This window comes from Bacillus sp. A01H, assembly GCF_045277205.1.
Classification (GTDB): domain Bacteria; phylum Bacillota; class Bacilli; order Bacillales; family Bacillaceae_G; genus Bacillus_A; species Bacillus_A paranthracis.
The window spans coordinates 2,414,061-2,433,271 of record NZ_CP117702.1 but is presented as its reverse complement, the minus strand read 5'-3'; the positions used below and the strand labels follow the sequence as shown (position 1 = coordinate 2,433,271).

Annotated in this window: 18 protein-coding genes and 2 pseudogenes; 7 read left to right on the top strand and 13 right to left on the bottom strand. The window is 33.9% G+C overall.

The genetic code is table 11. The features are described 5' to 3' along the window. Positions 1–38: 38 nt before the first annotated feature. From PSR14_RS12780 to PSR14_RS12770, 3 genes are all read right to left on the bottom strand, one after another. Positions 39–872 (bottom strand): DUF3974 domain-containing protein, encoded by an 834-nt coding sequence (locus PSR14_RS12780; RefSeq protein ID WP_000008358.1) that lies wholly within the window; start codon positions 870–872, stop codon positions 39–41. A gap of 24 nt (positions 873–896) precedes the next feature. Then, on the bottom strand, positions 897–2,009 hold the full coding sequence (locus tag PSR14_RS12775; RefSeq protein ID WP_000137402.1) for a toxic anion resistance protein: 1,113 nt from the start codon (positions 2,007–2,009) through the stop codon (positions 897–899). Between the two features lie 313 nt (positions 2,010–2,322). After that, positions 2,323–2,916, bottom strand: a complete 594-nt coding sequence (locus PSR14_RS12770; protein WP_001997477.1) for an O-methyltransferase — start codon at positions 2,914–2,916, stop codon at positions 2,323–2,325. 303 nt (positions 2,917–3,219) lie between these two features. Between PSR14_RS12770 and PSR14_RS12765 the strand changes: the two genes are divergently transcribed. Continuing rightward, positions 3,220–3,378, top strand: coding sequence for a hypothetical protein (locus PSR14_RS12765; RefSeq protein ID WP_001100984.1), 159 nt, complete (start codon positions 3,220–3,222; stop codon positions 3,376–3,378). 34 nt (positions 3,379–3,412) lie between these two features. Here the strand turns inward: PSR14_RS12765 and PSR14_RS12760 are convergent, their stop codons facing one another. From PSR14_RS12760 to PSR14_RS12750, 3 genes are all read right to left on the bottom strand, one after another. Next, the gene (locus PSR14_RS12760) at positions 3,413–4,282 is read right to left on the bottom strand and encodes an RNA polymerase sigma-70 factor (protein ID WP_000447135.1); all 870 of its coding nucleotides are present in this window, start codon (positions 4,280–4,282) and stop codon (positions 3,413–3,415) included. Continuing rightward, complete coding sequence (locus PSR14_RS12755; RefSeq protein WP_000712992.1) at positions 4,260–5,570, bottom strand: NAD(P)/FAD-dependent oxidoreductase; 1,311 nt, start codon at positions 5,568–5,570, stop codon at positions 4,260–4,262. The genes PSR14_RS12760 and PSR14_RS12755 overlap by 23 nt, the downstream gene beginning before the upstream one ends. 93 nt (positions 5,571–5,663) lie before the next feature. Next, positions 5,664–5,969 carry a luciferase family protein gene (locus PSR14_RS12750; RefSeq protein ID WP_000010324.1) on the bottom strand — a complete coding sequence of 102 codons (306 nt, stop codon included), beginning with the start codon at positions 5,967–5,969 and terminating at the stop codon, positions 5,664–5,666. Positions 5,970–6,229: 260 nt separating this feature from the next. Between PSR14_RS12750 and PSR14_RS12745 the strand changes: the two are divergent. Together PSR14_RS12745 and PSR14_RS12740 are read left to right on the top strand one after the other, a co-directional pair. Further along, positions 6,230–6,755, top strand: a pseudogene (locus PSR14_RS12745) (TGS domain-containing protein); the annotation flags it as partial. A gap of 179 nt (positions 6,756–6,934) precedes the next feature. Further along, entirely contained in the window at positions 6,935–7,567 is a 633-nt protein-coding gene (locus PSR14_RS12740; RefSeq protein WP_000097590.1) for a cupin domain-containing protein, read from the top strand. A gap of 618 nt (positions 7,568–8,185) precedes the next feature. Here the strand turns inward: PSR14_RS12740 and PSR14_RS12735 are convergent. Continuing rightward, complete coding sequence (locus tag PSR14_RS12735; protein ID WP_000682188.1) at positions 8,186–9,463, bottom strand: exosporium glycoprotein BclB-related protein; 1,278 nt, start codon at positions 9,461–9,463, stop codon at positions 8,186–8,188. Between the two features lie 469 nt (positions 9,464–9,932). On the opposite strand from PSR14_RS12735, the gene PSR14_RS12730 reads away from it, so the two are divergent. Beyond that, entirely contained in the window at positions 9,933–10,190 is a 258-nt protein-coding gene (locus tag PSR14_RS12730) for a DUF4183 domain-containing protein (protein WP_406644217.1), read from the top strand. A 94-nt stretch (positions 10,191–10,284) separates the two neighbouring features. On the opposite strand, the gene PSR14_RS12725 is transcribed toward PSR14_RS12730, so the two are convergent. Beyond that, complete coding sequence (locus tag PSR14_RS12725) at positions 10,285–11,223, bottom strand: DUF4183 domain-containing protein (protein ID WP_270792675.1); 939 nt, start codon at positions 11,221–11,223, stop codon at positions 10,285–10,287. A 183-nt stretch (positions 11,224–11,406) separates the two neighbouring features. On the opposite strand from PSR14_RS12725, the pseudogene PSR14_RS12720 reads away from it, so the two are divergent. Continuing rightward, positions 11,407–11,607, top strand: a pseudogene (locus tag PSR14_RS12720) (BclA C-terminal domain-containing protein); the annotation flags it as partial. Positions 11,608–12,010: 403 nt separating this feature from the next. Here the strand turns inward: PSR14_RS12720 and PSR14_RS12715 are convergent. After that, positions 12,011–12,625, bottom strand: coding sequence for a helix-turn-helix domain-containing protein (locus PSR14_RS12715; protein ID WP_113732506.1), 615 nt, complete (start codon positions 12,623–12,625; stop codon positions 12,011–12,013). Positions 12,626–12,681: 56 nt separating this feature from the next. On the opposite strand from PSR14_RS12715, the gene PSR14_RS12710 reads away from it, so the two are divergent. Together PSR14_RS12710 and PSR14_RS12705 are read left to right on the top strand one after the other, a co-directional pair. Next, a complete protein-coding gene (locus PSR14_RS12710) occupies positions 12,682–13,266 on the top strand; it encodes a LysE family transporter (RefSeq protein WP_001121288.1) in 585 nt (194 codons plus the stop codon). Positions 13,267–13,513: 247 nt separating this feature from the next. Further along, positions 13,514–13,780, top strand: a complete 267-nt coding sequence (locus tag PSR14_RS12705) for a hypothetical protein (protein ID WP_000130519.1) — start codon at positions 13,514–13,516, stop codon at positions 13,778–13,780. Between the two features lie 92 nt (positions 13,781–13,872). Here PSR14_RS12705 and PSR14_RS12700 read toward each other — a convergent pair whose 3' ends face one another. The 4 genes from PSR14_RS12700 to PSR14_RS12685 form a co-directional block, all read right to left on the bottom strand. Then, positions 13,873–15,669, bottom strand: coding sequence for an ABC transporter ATP-binding protein (locus PSR14_RS12700; protein WP_001243539.1), 1,797 nt, complete (start codon positions 15,667–15,669; stop codon positions 13,873–13,875). Continuing rightward, a complete protein-coding gene (locus PSR14_RS12695; RefSeq protein WP_000834810.1) occupies positions 15,662–17,416 on the bottom strand; it encodes an ABC transporter ATP-binding protein in 1,755 nt (584 codons plus the stop codon). The genes PSR14_RS12700 and PSR14_RS12695 overlap by 8 nt, the downstream gene beginning before the upstream one ends. A 221-nt stretch (positions 17,417–17,637) precedes the next feature. Further along, positions 17,638–18,234, bottom strand: a complete 597-nt coding sequence (locus PSR14_RS12690) for a DUF1349 domain-containing protein (protein WP_000703153.1) — start codon at positions 18,232–18,234, stop codon at positions 17,638–17,640. A 33-nt stretch (positions 18,235–18,267) separates the two neighbouring features. Further along, the gene (locus PSR14_RS12685; RefSeq protein WP_000528697.1) at positions 18,268–19,152 is read right to left on the bottom strand and encodes a GNAT family N-acetyltransferase; all 885 of its coding nucleotides are present in this window, start codon (positions 19,150–19,152) and stop codon (positions 18,268–18,270) included. Positions 19,153–19,211 lie beyond the last annotated feature (59 nt).

The window sequence follows — 19,211 nt, the reverse complement described above, 5'->3', positions numbered from 1 at the left end:
GCCTTAAAGCTAAGTATTATAGCTTTAAGGCGTCTTTTTTATTTATTCTTAAACTTCTCAGTCGCTGCTCTCATCTTCACATTCAAATCGTGATCAATCGAGTCACGAATATCCCGCTCTACTACTTCCATTTCTTTTTGGAAATTTTGTAAGTAGATTTTCAATTCTTCTTCTTTTTCGGGACGTTGTGATGGTGGTAGTTGCACCACTAAAGATAACATTGCTATTAAATCTTTCATTAAGAACGTTTCAAGTTTATGTTGTTGTTCAAACATACGTTGCTCTTGATAGTATGGCAGTGCATTTAATACTGAAATTGTAATATCATCAACTGTTTTTTGTAATGAAGGATTTATTGAACGTTTATACGCTTGAATTGTATTTAATGCATCTGGATATCGATCATAAAAATACAATTTATAAAACGATAAATCTGTCGGTTTTACTGTTTGCTGCGTTTCTTGTCTTAAAAAATCTTTTACTTTCATCGCTGCTACATCAATATCTTCATTAGTAAGCTTTTTCGTCGTTTTTGCCATTACATGTACTTTTTTCTGTTTTTCTTTCGGTAACATTGAGAATACTTGCTCTCTCGTACGTTGACCCGATGCACAGAAAAGCGTGTTTAATATATGTTGTTCTTTCTTTCCTTCCGTACGAATCCAACGATAAAAGAGTGGATGTTGTGTAAATTCTTGTAGAAACGGTAATGATTTATTCGATAACTTATCTAAAGAATCGTGTGCTCTTTTATATGGCTTCGTCCACGAAAAATACAGTTTACGTCCGAAATATACAACTAAAACAACGACAGTAAATGCGATTAAAAACAATGTACCGAGTAGTAATAATACAGTTTGAATAAAACTCATTTTTTCACCTCCTCTAAAAGTCTGCTATTTTCTTGGGCGCTGAATGAGTTTTTGTTTCATTTCATCATTAAATGTGTCTAGTTCAATAACAAACTTCTTACTTGACTCGATAATACGTTCTGACGATTTTTCAGAAGCTTCAATTGCAGCAAATACATTTTGGAATGATTCGCGTAATTTATCCATGCTAATTGCAGGATTTTCAAGAAGTTTTGTTGTTTCTTCTGTATTTTGTTTTAATGCCTGAGAATTACTTAATACCATAGACTCAATTGCTTCATTTGTTGCATTCACTGCATCAATTGTTTTACGCTGATTTGTTAATGCTAACTGGATAGCAGCAGAAACTGTTACAACGTTTTGCGTCATCGTAATTGCATTACGAATTGCCTCTGTTAACTTTTCATTATTTTTCTTAATAATGTCTACTGATGCGATAGATTGTAATAACACACTTTTCGCTTGTTGCATATTGCGCGTACGTACGAGTATCTTTTCTAATGCATCATTAATTAATGGAATATCCCTTTGACGTTCTGGATTTTGTTTCTCAGCTTCCAGCATGCCAGCAAGTTTTTTCCCTAAGTATACTTGCTTATCAAGCGCGTGAATTTTATCGTGTGATTGTTCCTTAAGCATCTCTAGGCCAACAGTATCTTCTTGTAAGTTGTCACGGCCAATTAGAAGCGATCTTATAATCTCCTCAATTTGCTTATCTATAGATTGGTATTTATGCACGTATGTTTCAAGTGGATTTTTCTTGAATACTTTAAACATAATTTTCTTCATGCCACTTGCTTTTAATGAGTTCGGATCAAGCTCTGATACTACTTTACGTAATTCTAACAATGTATTCGGGATTTCTTCATTTTTCCCGTTCATCATCGCTGTGACAGGACGTTTTAATGCTGATAACGTTTGTCCTGCTGCTTGTTGTTCTTTATCCCCTAAATCTCCTAGCTGAGACAATACTTTCGATAAATCTGTATTTTGCTCGCTATTTAATTTTTGTACATAAAGATCGGCTTCTTTATTTAATTCATCAAGTTCTTCATCTTTTATAACTGTATCAACTACTACTTCTACATTATTATCTTTCACAATTGATACGGGTTCTTTTTTCTCGAGTTCAGTCAACAAAATCGCTCCTTTATTTATATGTGCGAATTTATGTGCACTATATTTCATCTAATATATTGTATTTCATGTGCAAACAGCCTATATGAAATCAATTTTCAAGAAATACCTGCTTATGCAGTCATTCCCTGTTTCTTACTATAAGTATACCTGTAAACAACATAATTTTCCTCAGACTTAAGACCTAGAGACCGACATGCTGAAGGCGGATTCTTCGTATGTTACGTATATAAATTACGACCTTCCCATCCTACTGTACTCAATCTTTTGACATACACCCTTTTTCAATGTGATAATTATATTGCGTTCAATCCTATTGCTTCTTACGCGCTACAAATGCACCATTTTGAAATGCCAATAACACTGTTTCAAACATTTTATCTTCTTCAATCATTTTTATAAACTCAGCTAATTCACTCGCATGAGAAGTAGCATTATCGACAACAAGAAGACCTTGTGGTTGTAAAATGCGTTTTATATGTTCAAGCCACCACATGTATTGCGTACGCTCTGAATCTAGGAAAATAAAATCAAATGAATGATCTAGTTGTGAATCTAAAAATGCCCCTGCTTCTTGATTGTGAACATCAATCCTTTGCAACAAGTTTGCCTTTTCAAAATTGACAAGTGCCTCTCCAACTCGTTCTGAAGAAAGCTCCACAGTTGTTACATTTCCATTTGTTTCTTCTACCGCATTAGCTAACCACAATGTAGAATAACCATTAGAAGTTCCAATTTCTAAAATGTTTATTGCGCTACACCCTTTTACTAAAATTGATAAAAATTGCCCCATCTCACGAGAAATATTCCGTAATTTTTCTTCCCGTGTTTTTTTATTTCGATCATGCTCTTCTCCATATTGTTCAAGTTGAAATAATAATGAATTTAATGTATCCATTTTTTTCATCGCCTTTCTAAAGCAATATGATGAAAAAGCTCTTGTTGCTCGTCTACTTTCATTATATGCGAAACAAAAACCTTTTTCTCGTTATATGACAAAGATTTATAATTTTTTATAGCATATTGTTTCGTTTTTTGGTAAAGTTAATTTCTACGTGCAATTATTCCATTCATACTATTTTTAATTCAATTGCAGTTGTTAAATCATATAAACCCCATTTAAATGAATCGGTATTTCAAATTCAATTAAGCGCCCTTTCCGGACGCATTTTCTTTGTTTATATATTTCTAGAAGAAAGGATGCTTACAAATGAACGTGATTAGCTTAGATGCTGCTCGAAAACGAAAGCAGCACAAAAAATTAATGATTACTATACCGATTATTACACGTATTTATGAAGAAGACGGGGAAATTAAATTTGAGGTAGCTGGCGAAAAAGATGTACCTCTTGAAATGTTAGAAAAATAATAAAAAGACGCACTTCTAAAGAAATGCGTCTTTTTTATACTATTCTATTTAAGTGCATAAGTTTTTCAGGATTAACCATCATATAAATATTTGAGATTTTCTCATTCTCAAATGTGAATGAAAGTACATAAGTCACTTTGTTTTTCACTTTAACAATAACACCTGGGGCACCATTTACTATCTTATAATCAACATTGTACGCTGATGGGAACTTACTTCTAATTCCAGAGAATAAACGAATAATTCTATCTGCAGAATAGATTGGATGAATCGCAGTTGTAACTTTACCACCACCATCTGCTTTCAATATCGCATCTGTTTTTAATACTTCTAACATACCTTGCGCATCACCACATTGTAGTGATGATACAAACTTTTCAACATAATCAGCCATTTTCTTCGTACTTAATGTTGATTGCTTCGGCTTATCCAATATACTATTTCGTGCCCGTTGAAAGATCTTTCTACAGTTCACACTACTCTTATCAACAATTGAAGCTATTTCTTCGTATTCATAACTGAAAACCTCTCTTAATATGAAAACAATCCTTTCTACCTCAGACAGTTGTTGTAAAAGTAATAAATATGCTGTGGAAAGGGATTCTTTCATAACAAATGACTCTGATGGCTCATTACTTTCTTCTACAAGTGGCTCTGGTAACCACATCCCTACGTACACGTTACGTTTATGCGCTGCCGAACGTAATTTATCAATTGAACGATTTGTCGCCATCTTACACAAATATGCTTTCATATTTTCTATAGACTGAAGATCCTCTATATTATTTAACGAGATAAATACATCCTGAACGATATCCTCAGCATCCATAACACTCCCAAGGATTCTATATGCTAACGAAAATAATAATGGTTGATACGCTTCATATAATTGCTCCGTTTCCATGATGAACTCCCTCACTTTCTAATTGCTTTAAAATGTGTAACGCTGCACGTTTTCCACTTGCTACTGCAGCATCAGCTAATATTTCATCATGCCCAGTCCAATCACCTGCAACGTAAACACCTGGCATTTCAGGGATATTAGGACCTGATTTTTCAACTCGGTTTATATGAGGAAAATCATATACTACTGTTATTTTCGGTAAATATTGTTGCGCAACAACTTCTCTTTTCCAATTTGGATGTAGCAAATCCATTGTACTTTCTAACTGTTCTTTATCTTCATGAGTATGTTTCATCTCTAGTACAGGATTATGGTACTTAATTAAACTCACTGCAATTGATCCATCATCACTTAATTTAGCTGCTCTTGATTGATTCGTGAAAAATATAGGCTGATCTAACCCTAACGCAAATTGATGTGTCGGATTAGGTAATCGTCTCAAACCAATATCTAATGCAGCAACAGTAACCGGTACCGATTGTTCACTCCATCTATACAAACTTGTTCCTTCCACACCTTTAATTATGTTACAAGCTTCTTTCGGTGGAGTCGTCACAATGACTGTACCTACTTCAAATACCTCATCATCAAAACAATATATTCTTTGTTTATCTTCGTAATGCTCTATTTCCAAAACATGCTTTTTATCCAAAAATTGCACCCCGGCATGATTCGCAATGTCTCTTAATTTTGTTATTATCGTCTCCCAGCCACCATCTACATAAAATACCCCATCTTTTATCGAAAGCTGTATTTGCTTTAGTACAGATGATGCTAATTGTATTGTAGGAGCAAACGTATATGTTGTTGTTCGGCATAGCGCATAAAATATATTGCGAACCATTGGATCTTTTATTTCATTTTCTGCCCATGTAGTTAGGCTCACTTTTTGAACTTTTCTTACATCTAAATTCCCTAAACGAATCATAAGACGTGAGAATTGTACTTTTGCAGACCACGAAAGTAGTGGTGTTGATAAAATTGAACGGAAATCTGTTGGTATGGTGAAAATCTCCCCTTTCCATATTCCATGTGCTTTTGTAGATGGAATTCCACCCGGCAGATTCATACCGAGCTCATTAAAAGTTAAAAATGCGGCTCCTCCTCTATATAAGGCGTGTGCACCAAGATTCATACAGATCCCATTTTTATTAATAGTCATCCCTCGACCACCAAAGCGATTGGACTTTTCTAAAACAATCACTTTTCTTCCAGCTTTCGCTAAATATATAGACGCTGTTAATCCAGCAAGGCCACCACCAACAATTGCTACATCAAATTTCTTCATAATAAAATCCCTCCTTATCGTTCTACATACAAGACGAACGATTAAGGAGGGATGTGACATGAAAATATATTTTTACTCATCTATTTTATTACATTATTTTTTTATTCGGTCATATTGCATACGAAATAACTCAATTGCAAATGGTATATCCTCTTCACTCTTTATATAATAACTGATCCATCCTGATTCAGGTAATACGTGATGTGGTTTGACCAATCCTTGGTTTACTAATTCATCCCGCTTTAACTTTGGAAATGGTAAATCGACTAACTTATCTCCATGCAGATGACCAAGTTCTTTCTTACCGTAATTTATTTCAATGCCGCCAAATCGATGCGGTTTTTCAGAAACACCCGCCCAGCTGAGCACTTCATTTCTAATCATTTCACTAAATGACATGAACCTTCACCCCTTATTAATGATTGATGTAATATTAAATTAACACGTTCTTTACTTTTTTCCATCAATCCAAAGTATGAATGGATATACGAATATAGTTTCATCTCAACACCTTTATTTTTTACATAATTAAAATAATTTCAAAGGGGATTTATTCTATTATATAGAATTACTATTAAAAATAATTTTAAGGGACGGATTTATATGAGCGAGGTATTATTACAAAAGGCAAATTATCTACAATTTAATGAATTAAAACTCTTGAAAAAAGCTATTTTAATAACAATTTAAAAACTAAAGTCAATATGAATAATACTGAACAAACAATTATCATTCAAACACAATTAGCAAAAACATTAAAAGATAACGGCATTTTTTCTTTATTAAATAATAGAACTGCAAATATCCAATCCATATCTTATAAAATAATGAATGATACAATTGTGCATAACAATTTATTAACTACAGATCCAATTGCGTTCCACAATCTAGTATCGTACGAACTATTTGAAAATACCATAACGGCTTATACTTCAGATTTACAACCTATTTATTTACCAGATGGTGCTACAATTATTGATTTTACTTTCTCTGCATTTCCAAAAATTGCACATAACATGAAAAATGCAAAAGTAAACGGTATACCTGTTCCACTTAAAACAAAGGTATCCCATTTTGACGTCATAGAAATCTACTTTGATTTAAAAACAAAACTTGGTATTAGATTGGCTCAATTATGCCAATACCGCTAAAGCACAATTAATTATTCAGCAAAAACTATCATAAAAAATAGACCAATGCTTCTTATAAAAAGTATTGGTCTGTTTTTTATGATACGAAATACACCCCATATTCTTTATGGAATAAGCAAATTTAATAAGATACCAACAACTGCACACAACCAACAATAGACACATATCCTAATTTTGTAACCTTACTTACTAATAGAAAGGCAGGTAATACAATTGAGTTCCAATATCGACTACACTTCCCCCTCAATTAATTTCACTTATGATTTAAATAAAAGTAATTTTTTTCAGAAAGATGCTCAAAACTATATAAACGTACTTGGCGAGAAACAATTAAATACGTTAGAAAACACTTCTTTATTAGATATCTATTTAAGTACAGGAAATGTTGTAGAGCCGCACATACATCAAAATGCAGCTGAACTTGTTTACTGCATTTCAGGCTCTGCAGTTGTTTCTTTACTTAATCCTTTTACAAATCAAATATTAAACTTACCAATAAAACCGGGGCAAGTTGCCAACATTCCACAAGCGTGGTGGCATTATGAAATTGCTACAGCAGATAACACTCATTTATTAGCAATCTTCGACGCACCAACACCAGAAGTTATTTTTGGTTCTGACATGTTAAGATTAACTCCCACTAATATAATGGCCCATACTTACTGTCTCGATGAGCAACAATGGAAACAAGCGGTATCCCCTATTCAATCCACTACAGTAATCGGTCCTCCAGCAAATTGTAATCAGAACCGCGGAACGATACCCCCTGCAACTCATCCTCCTAATCCACAACAAAATTTATATTACCAAGATTCATATTATTTTCCTCTTTACTGGGGATATTAATTTATATTATGAAAGGACAATTATTTATCTCCTCGGAAAATACGTAGGAGATTTTTTTATTATATACCCATTCCTATTTATTATCGTAACAATTAATAGAATAGCTACATATAATAGTTATATATTTAATTGGAGGTGATAGTACTATGAGTAATTATAACTATCGAAAAAGCTACTCTCATAATAAAAATAGTAGTTCATCAACATCCTCTCAGTCTTCGAATTCTCAATCTTCCAATTCCCAATCACAAAGAGACTTAGCCAATCAAGGCTATGTAAAGAAAAAAGGATGTAACTGTAATAAAAACAAATAGTTGATTACTAATTTGTACAATAACATTTTAACACTCACGATAAATAAATTACTTCCCTTTTATTTAAAAGATGAATTCTGTTTTTAATAGAATTCATCTTTTTTATTTATAGATAATTTTTCAAATCATATAACTTATTCCATAAACAATAGATTATAAATCATTAATTTTGATTTTTTTAACAAAGAGTACTTTCTCAATTGATTTATCACCTATCTTTCCATAAAATATAGCCCACCCTAATAAAATTAGGATGGGCTATATACAAACGCCAATTCAAATTTCAAACAGGCGTTGTAACAAACTAGACGATATTTATACCTGCACTTACAAATCCAGCTACTGCAGCTATTGGACTTGCTGCTGTTAAGGAAACATATAATAATACTTTATCCCCAGCTGCTACTGGAATAGCTTCAGGTATGATCCCTGATGCTGTAGAACCAATTGCTATTGCAGCAAATGCTGGTGTTAATAATAGAGGTGCGCCTTGTACTGTAAACGTATTACTTGCAGCTGGTGCAGTTAATATTTGTATCTGCACTTGAACAGGTGATAATGGAGATAATGCAGCTGTTGCACTAAAGAAACCTGCTAATGACGTAATAACACCTGCGCGTGGTGCTACAAATGCATAATCACCTACACCTAACGCTAACGTGATACTTGTTCCACCCGTTAAAGCTATACCAGGCTGACTAAAACCAAACCCAAGGAGAGTTCCTGTATTAGCTATTAACGCGTTAACTAACGCAGCTGGTGTTGTACCCGAAGCGAATGGAATAATAGCTCCGCCACCAGTTGCTCCAGTTGCTCCCGTTAGGCCTGTTGCTCCTGTCGGGCCTGTTGCTCCTGCTAGACCTGTTGCTCCTGTCGGGCCTGTTGCTCCTGTTAGACCTGTTGCTCCTGTCGGGCCTGTTGCTCCTGCTAGACCTGTTGCTCCCGTTGGGCCTGTTGCTCCTGTTAAACCTGTTGCACCACCAGTACCTGCTGGACCCGTCGCTCCTGTTGGACCTGTTGGACCTGTCGCTCCTGTTGGACCTGTTGCTCCTCCTCCTGGACCTGTTGGACCTGTTGGACCTGTTGCTCCTCCTCCTGGACCTGTTGGACCTGTTGGACCTGTTGCTCCTCCTCCTGGAGTAGCACCAATTAGTTGAACTAATAAGTTTAATAGAAGTTGTAAGCTTGCAGGATCAAGAATTAAAGAGAAGAAGAATGGTGCAAGAGCACTGAAGAATTGTTGTAATAAAGAAAGTAATTGACTTAGATTTGGATTAGGGGATTGAAGTAAGTTAATAATACTTTGAATTAATTGTTTTAAGAAATTTCCTTCTGGAGAAGGTGCTAATTCATTTAGCAAGTTCAATAGCTGAGTAAACAAATTGAGTAAAGCTAATCTGTTTGCATCACTTGGATTTGCAAAAAACGCTGCAATAGCCGCAATTAAAGAGTTTAGTAAAGTTATTAATCTTCCTAATTGTTCGCTAGTAATTGGAACTGTTTGTGGATTGTTACAACAATCTGGTGTGAAAACAATCGGATTATTGCAGTTGTTATGACCAAAACAATCATTATGTTTCATTTATTTCCTCCTTACCTTTCTTTTATTTGAGTATTTTCCTATTATAAGAACTATAAAATTGTGCATAGATTTAATTCACTTAAAATAGGAAACATGAATAATAATTAAACTTTAAAACGTTATTTAATTATGTTCATGACTCACATATTAATTATATGTTTTTAATAATTGACTGCTTAGATTAAACACCTAAACTTAAAAGTTTATTTTATTTTTCCACGTTTATCTCTTAGGTTTAAAAGCACATTTTAATTTAAATATTAAAACTAAGCATTAGCATATAACCAATAACTTACAAATAATAAGTAATAACACCACCTTTTCAAATAAATAACAATAATATCTTTACTTAAATTGTGTTCCCTCTATTATCATAAAGCCGTTTCTATTATCAAAAACTCTCATACAATATAGTGGACAAGTTATTGTATACTTCGTTCCAAAAAACAATATAGGGAGTGAGAATTAATTGCCAATTATTCAACCATTTATGGCATCTAGAAGATTTACATCTACATTAGGAGCTGGTACAGGAACAGGTGCAGCTTTTGCAATTGCTGCTACAGCTTGTTTAAACGATGCTGGCACTACTGCAACTGCTTTTCCGACTTTTACGTATTACAACTTATATGTAAACGGCATTCTTCAACCTAGTGTGAACTCCAGTGTTACTACTGGACCTACTGGTGCTATTACAATTCCTGGCGGAGATGCATTAGACGGTTGAATTCCAATTACAATCGAATTTATCGTCACTTAGTTTTAACTATTTTAATGTAGAGCAAAAAGACAGATCCTTCTTATTTAAGAATCTGTCTTTTTTAATTAATAATGATAAATTGTAAAATAATTGAAGAACCTTGTGATGGTGGTTGATTATCTAATAAAGTTAGCTGGCCAGTACTAACCTGATATAATGGCTGTGGTTGAATTATTCCATTAATAAACAAATTAATGTAAGAAACCTCATCAGGAGATAATATGTGAGTTGTACCATATTGAGCTAGCCCATCTGAATCTATATATGTAAGTTTTTCTCCATCTGAAAAAGTGTAAAATAATAAATTAGTTGTTGTTATGGGGCCAATAACTCCAGTTGGACCTGTTGTTCCTGTTGTTCCTGTTACTCCCGTTGCTCCTGTTGCTCCCGTTGCTCCTGTTGTCCCTGTTACTCCTGTTGCCCCTGTTGCTCCCGTTGCTCCTGTTGTCCCTGTTGCTCCCGTTGCTCCTGTTGCTCCTGTTACTCCTGTTGCTCCTGTTGTCCCTGTTACTCCTGTTACTCCTGTTGCTCCCGTTGTTCCCCTTGATCCTGTTGCTCCCGTTACTCCTGTTGCTCCTGTTGCTCCCGTTGTTCCCGCTGATCCTGTTGCTCCCGTTGACCCTGTTGCTCCTGTTGCTCCCGTTGTTCCCCTTGATCCTGTTGCTCCCGTTACTCCTGTTGCTCCCGTTGCTCCCGTTGACCCTGTTGCTCCCGTTACTCCTGTTGCTCCCGTTGACCCTGTTGCCCCCGTTGACCCTGTTGCTCCTGTTGACCCTGTTGCTCCTGTTACTCCCGTTGCTCCCGTTGACCCTGTTGCTCCCGTTACTCCTGTTGCTCCCGTTGACCCTGTTGCTCCTGTTGCTCCCGTTGACCCTGTTGCTCCTGTTGCTCCCGTTGCTCCCGTTGGAATATAAATTGGCGGAAGAACCGGAAAAGTAGGTCCAATATTTTCTGGTCTTACCATACCTTTATTCAAAGATAATTTTTCATCGCTGTTCAATTTTCTACCTCATTTCACATTTTGTTTACTAATTAACAAAATAAAACCTCTATCATTTTAGAAAAATTCCATAACTACTTTTTCATACTCAAATGATTTTACATAAAGTAAACTTTTTACCGTTACTATAACTAGTAGTATTAATATAATAAAATGATAGTTCCATTCCAAAATACTAAATCGCTACTATTAAACTCTTCGACTCCACTTTCCGGATCTATCTTTTCACCCGCATTATCAACTTCAAATTATAATAATAATTTAATAATTAATTTAATTGCTGGTAATACAATTTCACTTCAACTATTCGGCGTATTATCCATAGTTAATTTAGTTGGGGGTGGTTCAACAGGTGCCTCTTTAACAATTATACGAATCGATTAAAAAATGATTCGTTCTTTTTTATAATAACCATTCTTAAATGCTAAAATAGTAACTATTACATCATTCCTTAAGCTTATATATTAATAACTTCACGACAGTGATTTTGCAATAAGAAACACTTTGTACTATATTCATAGTACAAAGTATCTATACTAAATTTTCCGTATATACATTATCAATTTACACTGCTCTCTGCCAATGTTACATTAAAGGTGAAGGTAGTTTCTCAAATGCGAACCATCTCAATACGTATATGAGAAACAAACTCCAATCCTATACGCGAGAGCAATACTATGTTGACACTCAAACGAGTGTCCTTTTTTATGAATTTCAAAAATAAAACCATCTTTTATAGATGGTTTATCAACGCACTTTTCTTTATATTCTTCGTATAATAGTAAATTTATATAACCGGATAATGTATGGTCATACTTAACCTAGTTAGCGTTCTTCCGAAATTATGATAAGAGTGTGGTCTATCCGCCTTAAAGCGAATTGAATCCCCGCTATTTAATTTATACTGACAATCATTTATTTCAAGTGTCAATTCCCCTTCAAACACCGTTATAAATTCTTCAGTCCCTTCTTTATGACCTTCCGAATTTAACTTTCCTTCTGTTTCAATTTCAACCGTATAGATTTCAAAGTTCCTATCATCTTGGAAAGGAAAAGAAGGATACACTTTATATCTTCCATTGTCTTCTGATAATACTTGAACATCATTTCGTAAAACAACTTTCGTATCCGGTTGCGGATTATTGATTAAAGAAGTAAAAGACACTTTCAACCCATTAGCTATTTTCCATATCGTTGTTAATGTTGGACTTGACTCTCCACGTTCAATTTGTCCAATCATCGTTTTACTCACACCTGTTAATTGGGAAACCTTTTCTAAACTTAATTTTTCTTTTTCTCGAATTGTTTTTAAATTTTTCGCCAGAATAAGTTGAATTTCTTCCATAAGAAACACTCCTACACTATATACAATATAACGACCGTTATGTATAATAAAAAGCACACGTTATATTGTTCCTTTCGGTCATTATAACATACAAAATACTTAGGGGGTTTGAAATGCCTATATTTTCTTTTTTGTTATTTGTTTTTATAAGTAGCTTCACACCCGGACCTAACAATTTTTTAGCTATGACATACGCTAATCAACATGGTTTAAAAAGGAGTATGCAATTTTGCTTCGGAGTAGCTTTCGGTTTTTTCATCCTCACTTCCTTATGTAGTTTCTTTAATATTGTACTAATTAAAATCCTACCTATAATCGAATTCCCTTTAAAAATCTTAGGTGTAGCATATATGCTATATTTAGCCCTTAAAATACTCACAAGTAAAACTAGCATAAATCCCGATGAAAAATATAATAAAAATTTATTTACAGTTGGGATTTTCCTTCAGTTTATTAACCCTAAAGGAATACTATTCGGACTAACTGTAGTATCAACTTTTATTCTTCCTTACTACAATTCATATTCAAGTTATCTACTTTTTTCATTATTTCTAGGTGTAGTTGGATTAATGAGCACATTTAGTTGGACATTATTCGGTTCCATGTTTCAAAAACTTTTGTTGAAGCATACTAAATCATTTAACATCCTTATGGCCGTTTTATTAGTTTTCAGTGCGCTTTCCATTATAATCAATTAAATTTCCTTTATTAAAAAAAAGAGGATTACTCAATAAAAGTATCCTCTTTTTGAGGCCGAGTGATTTTTCTGTTTCACTAAAATAAAATCTTTACTTAACTTTCCATACCACCAGCCTCTACGCTCAAGGTAATCCGTCATTCCTTTAAGTTGCGGCCTCTACTTTTTATTATTCATTTTAAAATCTCTTTATAATAATACAGAAAAATACGCTATAATATAAGTTATTGTTCTTTAGGAGGGGTTTAATGACTGATAAGTATAAATTTTTAATTCTTGTTGTTACAGCATTTTTTTCTTTCTTTTCCTTAATAAAAGATTTCCGTAACACTTCAAAAAGTTTCTTTTGGGGAAGCTTTGCAATCCTAACAAGCTTTATATTATTATTAACACACGCTTTAGAGTTAACTCCAATACTTCTCCATTCAGCCCAGATGGCTCTTGAGATTATTACAATACCTCGTAAATTATTGTTCCCGTCTGGCACTGAAATTGCTAACAATTCGTGTATCTAAAAAAATTCAAGTCTATATTTCTAATTATCTTTATAAATATAAAAATGCGGTTTCTCCTTTCTAGAGAAACCGCACCCTATCAAAAATTCTTCTTAAATTTTAAACTGACTCGTATACAGATCAAAGTAAAATCCTCTATCTTCCATGAGAGATTCATGGTTCCCTTTTTCCAAAATACTTCCATCTTTTATAACAAGGATTTGATCTGCTTTTTCAATCGTTTTCAGTCGATGAGCGATTACGAAACTTGTTCGACCTCTCATTAAATTGTTTAGTCCTTCTTGTATTTGTAATTCTGTTCTCGTATCAATATTAGATGTTGCTTCGTCGAGAATTAATATATCTGCATCTGCTAAAATTGCCCGTGCAATCGCAAGAAGTTGTTTCTGTCCTTGACTTAAATTCGATCCTTCTGAAGCAATTTTCGTTTCATATTGATTCGGTAAATGTTTTATAAAAGAATGTGCAGATGCTGCCTTAGCTGCATTGATTACCTCTTCATCACTAGCATCTAATCGACCATAACGTATATTATCCATAATCGTCCCAGCAAATAAATACGTATCTTGTAAAACTACTCCTATTTTACTTCGCAACGAATTCATATCATATTCTTTTATGTTTTTTCCATCAATATGAATTTGTCCTTGCTGTATATCGTAAAAGCGCGTTAGCAAATTAATGATTGTTGTTTTGCCCGATCCAGTTGGACCTACTAAAGCAATTGTCTCCCCTGGCCGCGCTTTAAGACTCACTTCTTTTAAAATCGTTTTATTTTCCTCATACCCAAATGAAACATTCTCGAGTGCAACATGTCCTTGTAAATTTTGTACAACGAATGCATCTTTTTTATTTTTGATTTCCGGTACTTCATCCATAATTTCAAAGACACGTTCCCCACCAGCCACTGCCGCTTGAATCGTATTCATTAAAGTTGCGAATTGACTGAGTGGTCTTGAGAATTGACGAGAATAATTAATAAAAGCTGCAATGACACCTACTGTTGTCATTCCATTTAAAGCCATTACTGACCCAGTCCCAATTACAAGTCCCATACCTAAGTTGTTAATAAAGTTCATACTCGGAAAAATAAAAGCTGAAAATGTATCCGCCTTCGTTGCAGAAACTCTTAGCTGTTCATTAATTTTATTGAAATTTTGTACGGTTTCTTTTTCTTTCCCATATAACGTTGTAACATCCGCACCTGTTATAGCTTCCTCAATAAATCCATTTAATTCTCCTAAATCTTTTTGACGCTTTGCAAAGTTTTTACCACTATAAGCAACTAGTTTTTTTGTAACGAAAAACATAATAGGTACTGTAATTAAAGTAACAATCGCTAAAATCCAATCTAATGCGAACATCGCAATCGTCACACCTATAAAAGTTAGCGCTGATGAAATAATTTGTACAACACTTTGTGTCAACGCTTGATTCAAATTATCTATATCATTTGTTACACGACTCATTAAATCCCCTTGAGAACGTACATCAAAGAACCGTAAAGAAAGCGTTTGGATTTTCTCAAAAATATCTTGTCTTATTTTTTGTATCGTTTTTAATGCAACGTTAACCATGACAAATGTTTGTAACCAAGTTAAAAACACTGTAATACCATAAATTGCGATAAGTAACATGCACATTCTTGCTGTGCCATTTAAATCTTTCGGTACAATATATTGATCTATAATTACTCCCATTAAATAAGGACCTAATAATCCAAGTAACGTTGTAGCAAATACTAAAAATATAACGAACGTAAGAGCAGCCTTTTGATAGCCCATATAGTTCCATACTCTCATCACAGTTCCTTTCGTATTTTTAGCCTTCCCCATCTTTGTTGCGTTACGCCCACCTTTATTAGCAAATTGCCCTTGAAAATTACGCATGTTCTTTCCCACCTTCCTTATACAAATTGCCACCTTGGGAAAGATAGATTTCTTGATAAACCTCGCATTGTTCTAGCAGTTCTTTATGTGTACCATCACCAACTAATTCACCATTATCTAACACGAGAATTTTATCAGCATCTATTATTGATGAGATTTTAGAAGCAATTAATAATGTTGTTGTTCCTTTATATTCTCTCCTTAATGCTGATTGAATGTTAGATTCTGATTTAGCATCAACTGCTGATGTAGAATCATCTAATACAAGAATAGATGGCTTTCTCACAAGCGCCCTTGCAATGGATACACGTTGTTTTTGTCCACCTGATAAATTCGTCGCACCTTGTGTTACATGATATTGATAAGAATCTTCCAGTTTGTTAATAAACTCAGTCGCACAAGCTGATGAAGCCGCCACTTCCAGCTCTTCCTTCGTTGCATCTTCTTTTCCATAACGTAAGTTCTCTTCTATACTACCTGAAAACAACAATGCCTTTTGAGGTACAAACCCGATTGAACCACGAAGTTTTTGTAAATCGTATGCCTTAACATTTATTCCATCAATACATATTTCACCTTGATCAACATCGTATAAGCGTGGTAACAATTTTGCTAAAGTAGATTTACCACTTCCTGTAGAACCGATAACCCCTACTTTTTCACCTTTACATATGCGAAATGAAATATCTTTTAAAACATATTCATTATTTTTCGTATAACTATAACTAACATTTTTAAAATCAATATTCCCCTCAATTTCCTTAGGTACAAGCGCATTTGTTTCGCTCGTAATATCAACCTCAGTATTTAAAACTTGCTGTACTCGATCCGCAGACGGAAATGCTCGCGCGATTTGCATAAATACCATACTGATAGACATAAGTGACATTAAAATGATATTCAAATAATTTATAAACGCTAATATAGCTCCTACTTGAAGAGTCCCGTTAAATACTTTTTCTCCACCAATCCATAATGTTGCGACAATCCCTCCGCTTACAACTAACATTATGATTGGCATCATTAAGGAAATAAGCTGCACCGCTCGAATATTTATCTTCGTTAAATTTGTATTAACATTTCCAAACTGATTAATTTCATATTTTTGTCTTACATACGCTTTAATAACACGTACTCCAGATAAATTTTCTTGTAACTTTGTATTCACTTTATCTAATGCTTCTTGCACCTTTTTGAACGTCCCGCTCGCTTTACTCGCAATGAATATAATGGCAAGTAATAAAATTGGAACGACTACGAGTAATATAGGAAATAACTCGCGTGCTGTCACAAAAACAATTATGATACTTCCGATAAATAACAAAGGACCACGAACGAGAACACGTAATGTCATCGTCATCGCCGATTGAATAGATGTAATATCATTTGTCACTATCGTTAATAACTTTCCAGTTCCAAACGAATCACGATTTTCACTAGAAAATGTTTCTATTTTCGTAAACACATTTTTTCGTATGTCAGTAGCGAAATTAACAGCTGCTTTTGTAGAATACATCATACACCCAAGCCCTCCAACTAAACCGAGTGCTGCAGCTCCTATCATAAGAAGTCCCATTTTTATTACATAATTCATATCCCGATTTGCTATCCCAACATCAATAATATGTTGCATAATAGTCGGTTGAATTAAGTCCATCGCAACCTCAAGTACCATAAATAGTGGTCCAATAATAGCGAAGAACATGTATGGTTTTAAATACTGTAATAATTTACGAAATGATTTCATACATAATCTCCTTTTCCCATGAAATTACCCCCGAATAACTCATATCCCTCCTTATTTAAGCGCTGTAGTTTGTAATTTCTTTCTTATTCCTATTATATTATGTAAATTAATATTTAACATTATTAAATGATAAGCATTAATGACTTTACGGTCAATAAATGTGCTTTTTATTATATACATATAAAAACCGCATTCCTAATGAAAAGAATACGGTTTTTCATCTATATTTTTTCAGTTGTAAACTCTAAAAACTCAGTCTCAAATCCATTATTTTTAGACGGACTACACGTGTAAAAACCTATTTTAATAGGCTTATTTCCTATATCCTCCATCAAATGAGCGATTCTTATTTGTTCCCATTGGTGGATCTTCTTCACATATATTGTATAATCACCACGTTTACGAACAATTCGAAAACGCAGTTGCTCGTTAGCTAATTCTGTCGGAAAGTCTTGCGTGGACCAATCGGAATATCCATTATTCGTTACGACAGCTCCTAAATGAGATGGACCATCTGGAATATATTCTAATGAAGTTTTCAGCCAACACTTTTCCGAAACCATAACAAAAAGACCAGCTTGATCGAATTTTGAATTTGGATTCATACGCAATTGAACTTCAGCTTGAAAGTCTGTCATCGTCTCTGTATAAAATACATGACCATTCATTACTTCGAATCCATAATGTGTTTTAAGCCAAAAATCTGTTTCGGCTTTCGAGCGGACAATAAGCGCATGATTGTTATTAAGCTTATAATATTCAGGTACATTCATTATAGTAAGTTGCTCAATATGTTCTGGTATATGTGATATTTTCATAGTTCCTCCCTAATAAAGCATCTATATACACATTTAAAATTCTACTAATACTGGGAATTTATAACCTTTCAAATCCAACTCTCTATTACTTCGAACCATTAAATACTTACTTGATTGTAATTCTGTAAACTGTACATCCTCAACCCCTAATTGATCTGGAGAGAAGTAAAATTCGATTTCTGTAAATCTTTCAGCGATCTCCCCACATATTTCATCTAAAACTGGAATTACTGGTGCAAACACTCCATATAATTTCAACTTTTCATTATCTACTTCATACACAATTAGAGCATCTAGTTTCTCTGAATAATACAATTTCTCATTCCATTCCGAATTGTACATATTCAAATAAAACGAAGGATGGAAGTTTAATGTTGAAAAATTATTTGAAAGTCTTTGGCTACTATCTATAGTTTCATGTATTAATTTTCTATCCTCTTCCATATAATAATCTAGCTCTCTAAGTAAGGAATCATTATTATTCTTTTTATCATATGGAATAGTCATCAAATACTCCTGCACAACTTTAAAACCATATGATGTATATAGTTCAGGTTTTTCCGTAAACAATAATGTGCATTCACATTTCTTATCGATTTCTTCTATCATTTTACTCATTAATTGCGTCATGAGTCCTTGTCTTCGAAAATTAGGGTGTGTCATTACCGATTGAATGCCTGCTGCATTTATTCTTTCACCATTCACTAGCAATGGTAACGAGAATACCGCAACGTTTGCAATCGCTTTATCTTCTTGTAAAAATGATAAAGCTTTATATGTATCATCCCAATAACCTCTCTCTGAAAAATCATGCAATGTTTGACTTGGAATCCCAAACACTTCTTCAAATAAAGGAAATAACTGCTCTCTTTTCGGTTCTTCTAAAAGAAGTTTTTCAAAACTTTCAACATTCCCCATGTTGTCCCTCCATATGTTAATTCCATCAAATTAGATATAGTTGTAGAACCTGCTCTTAA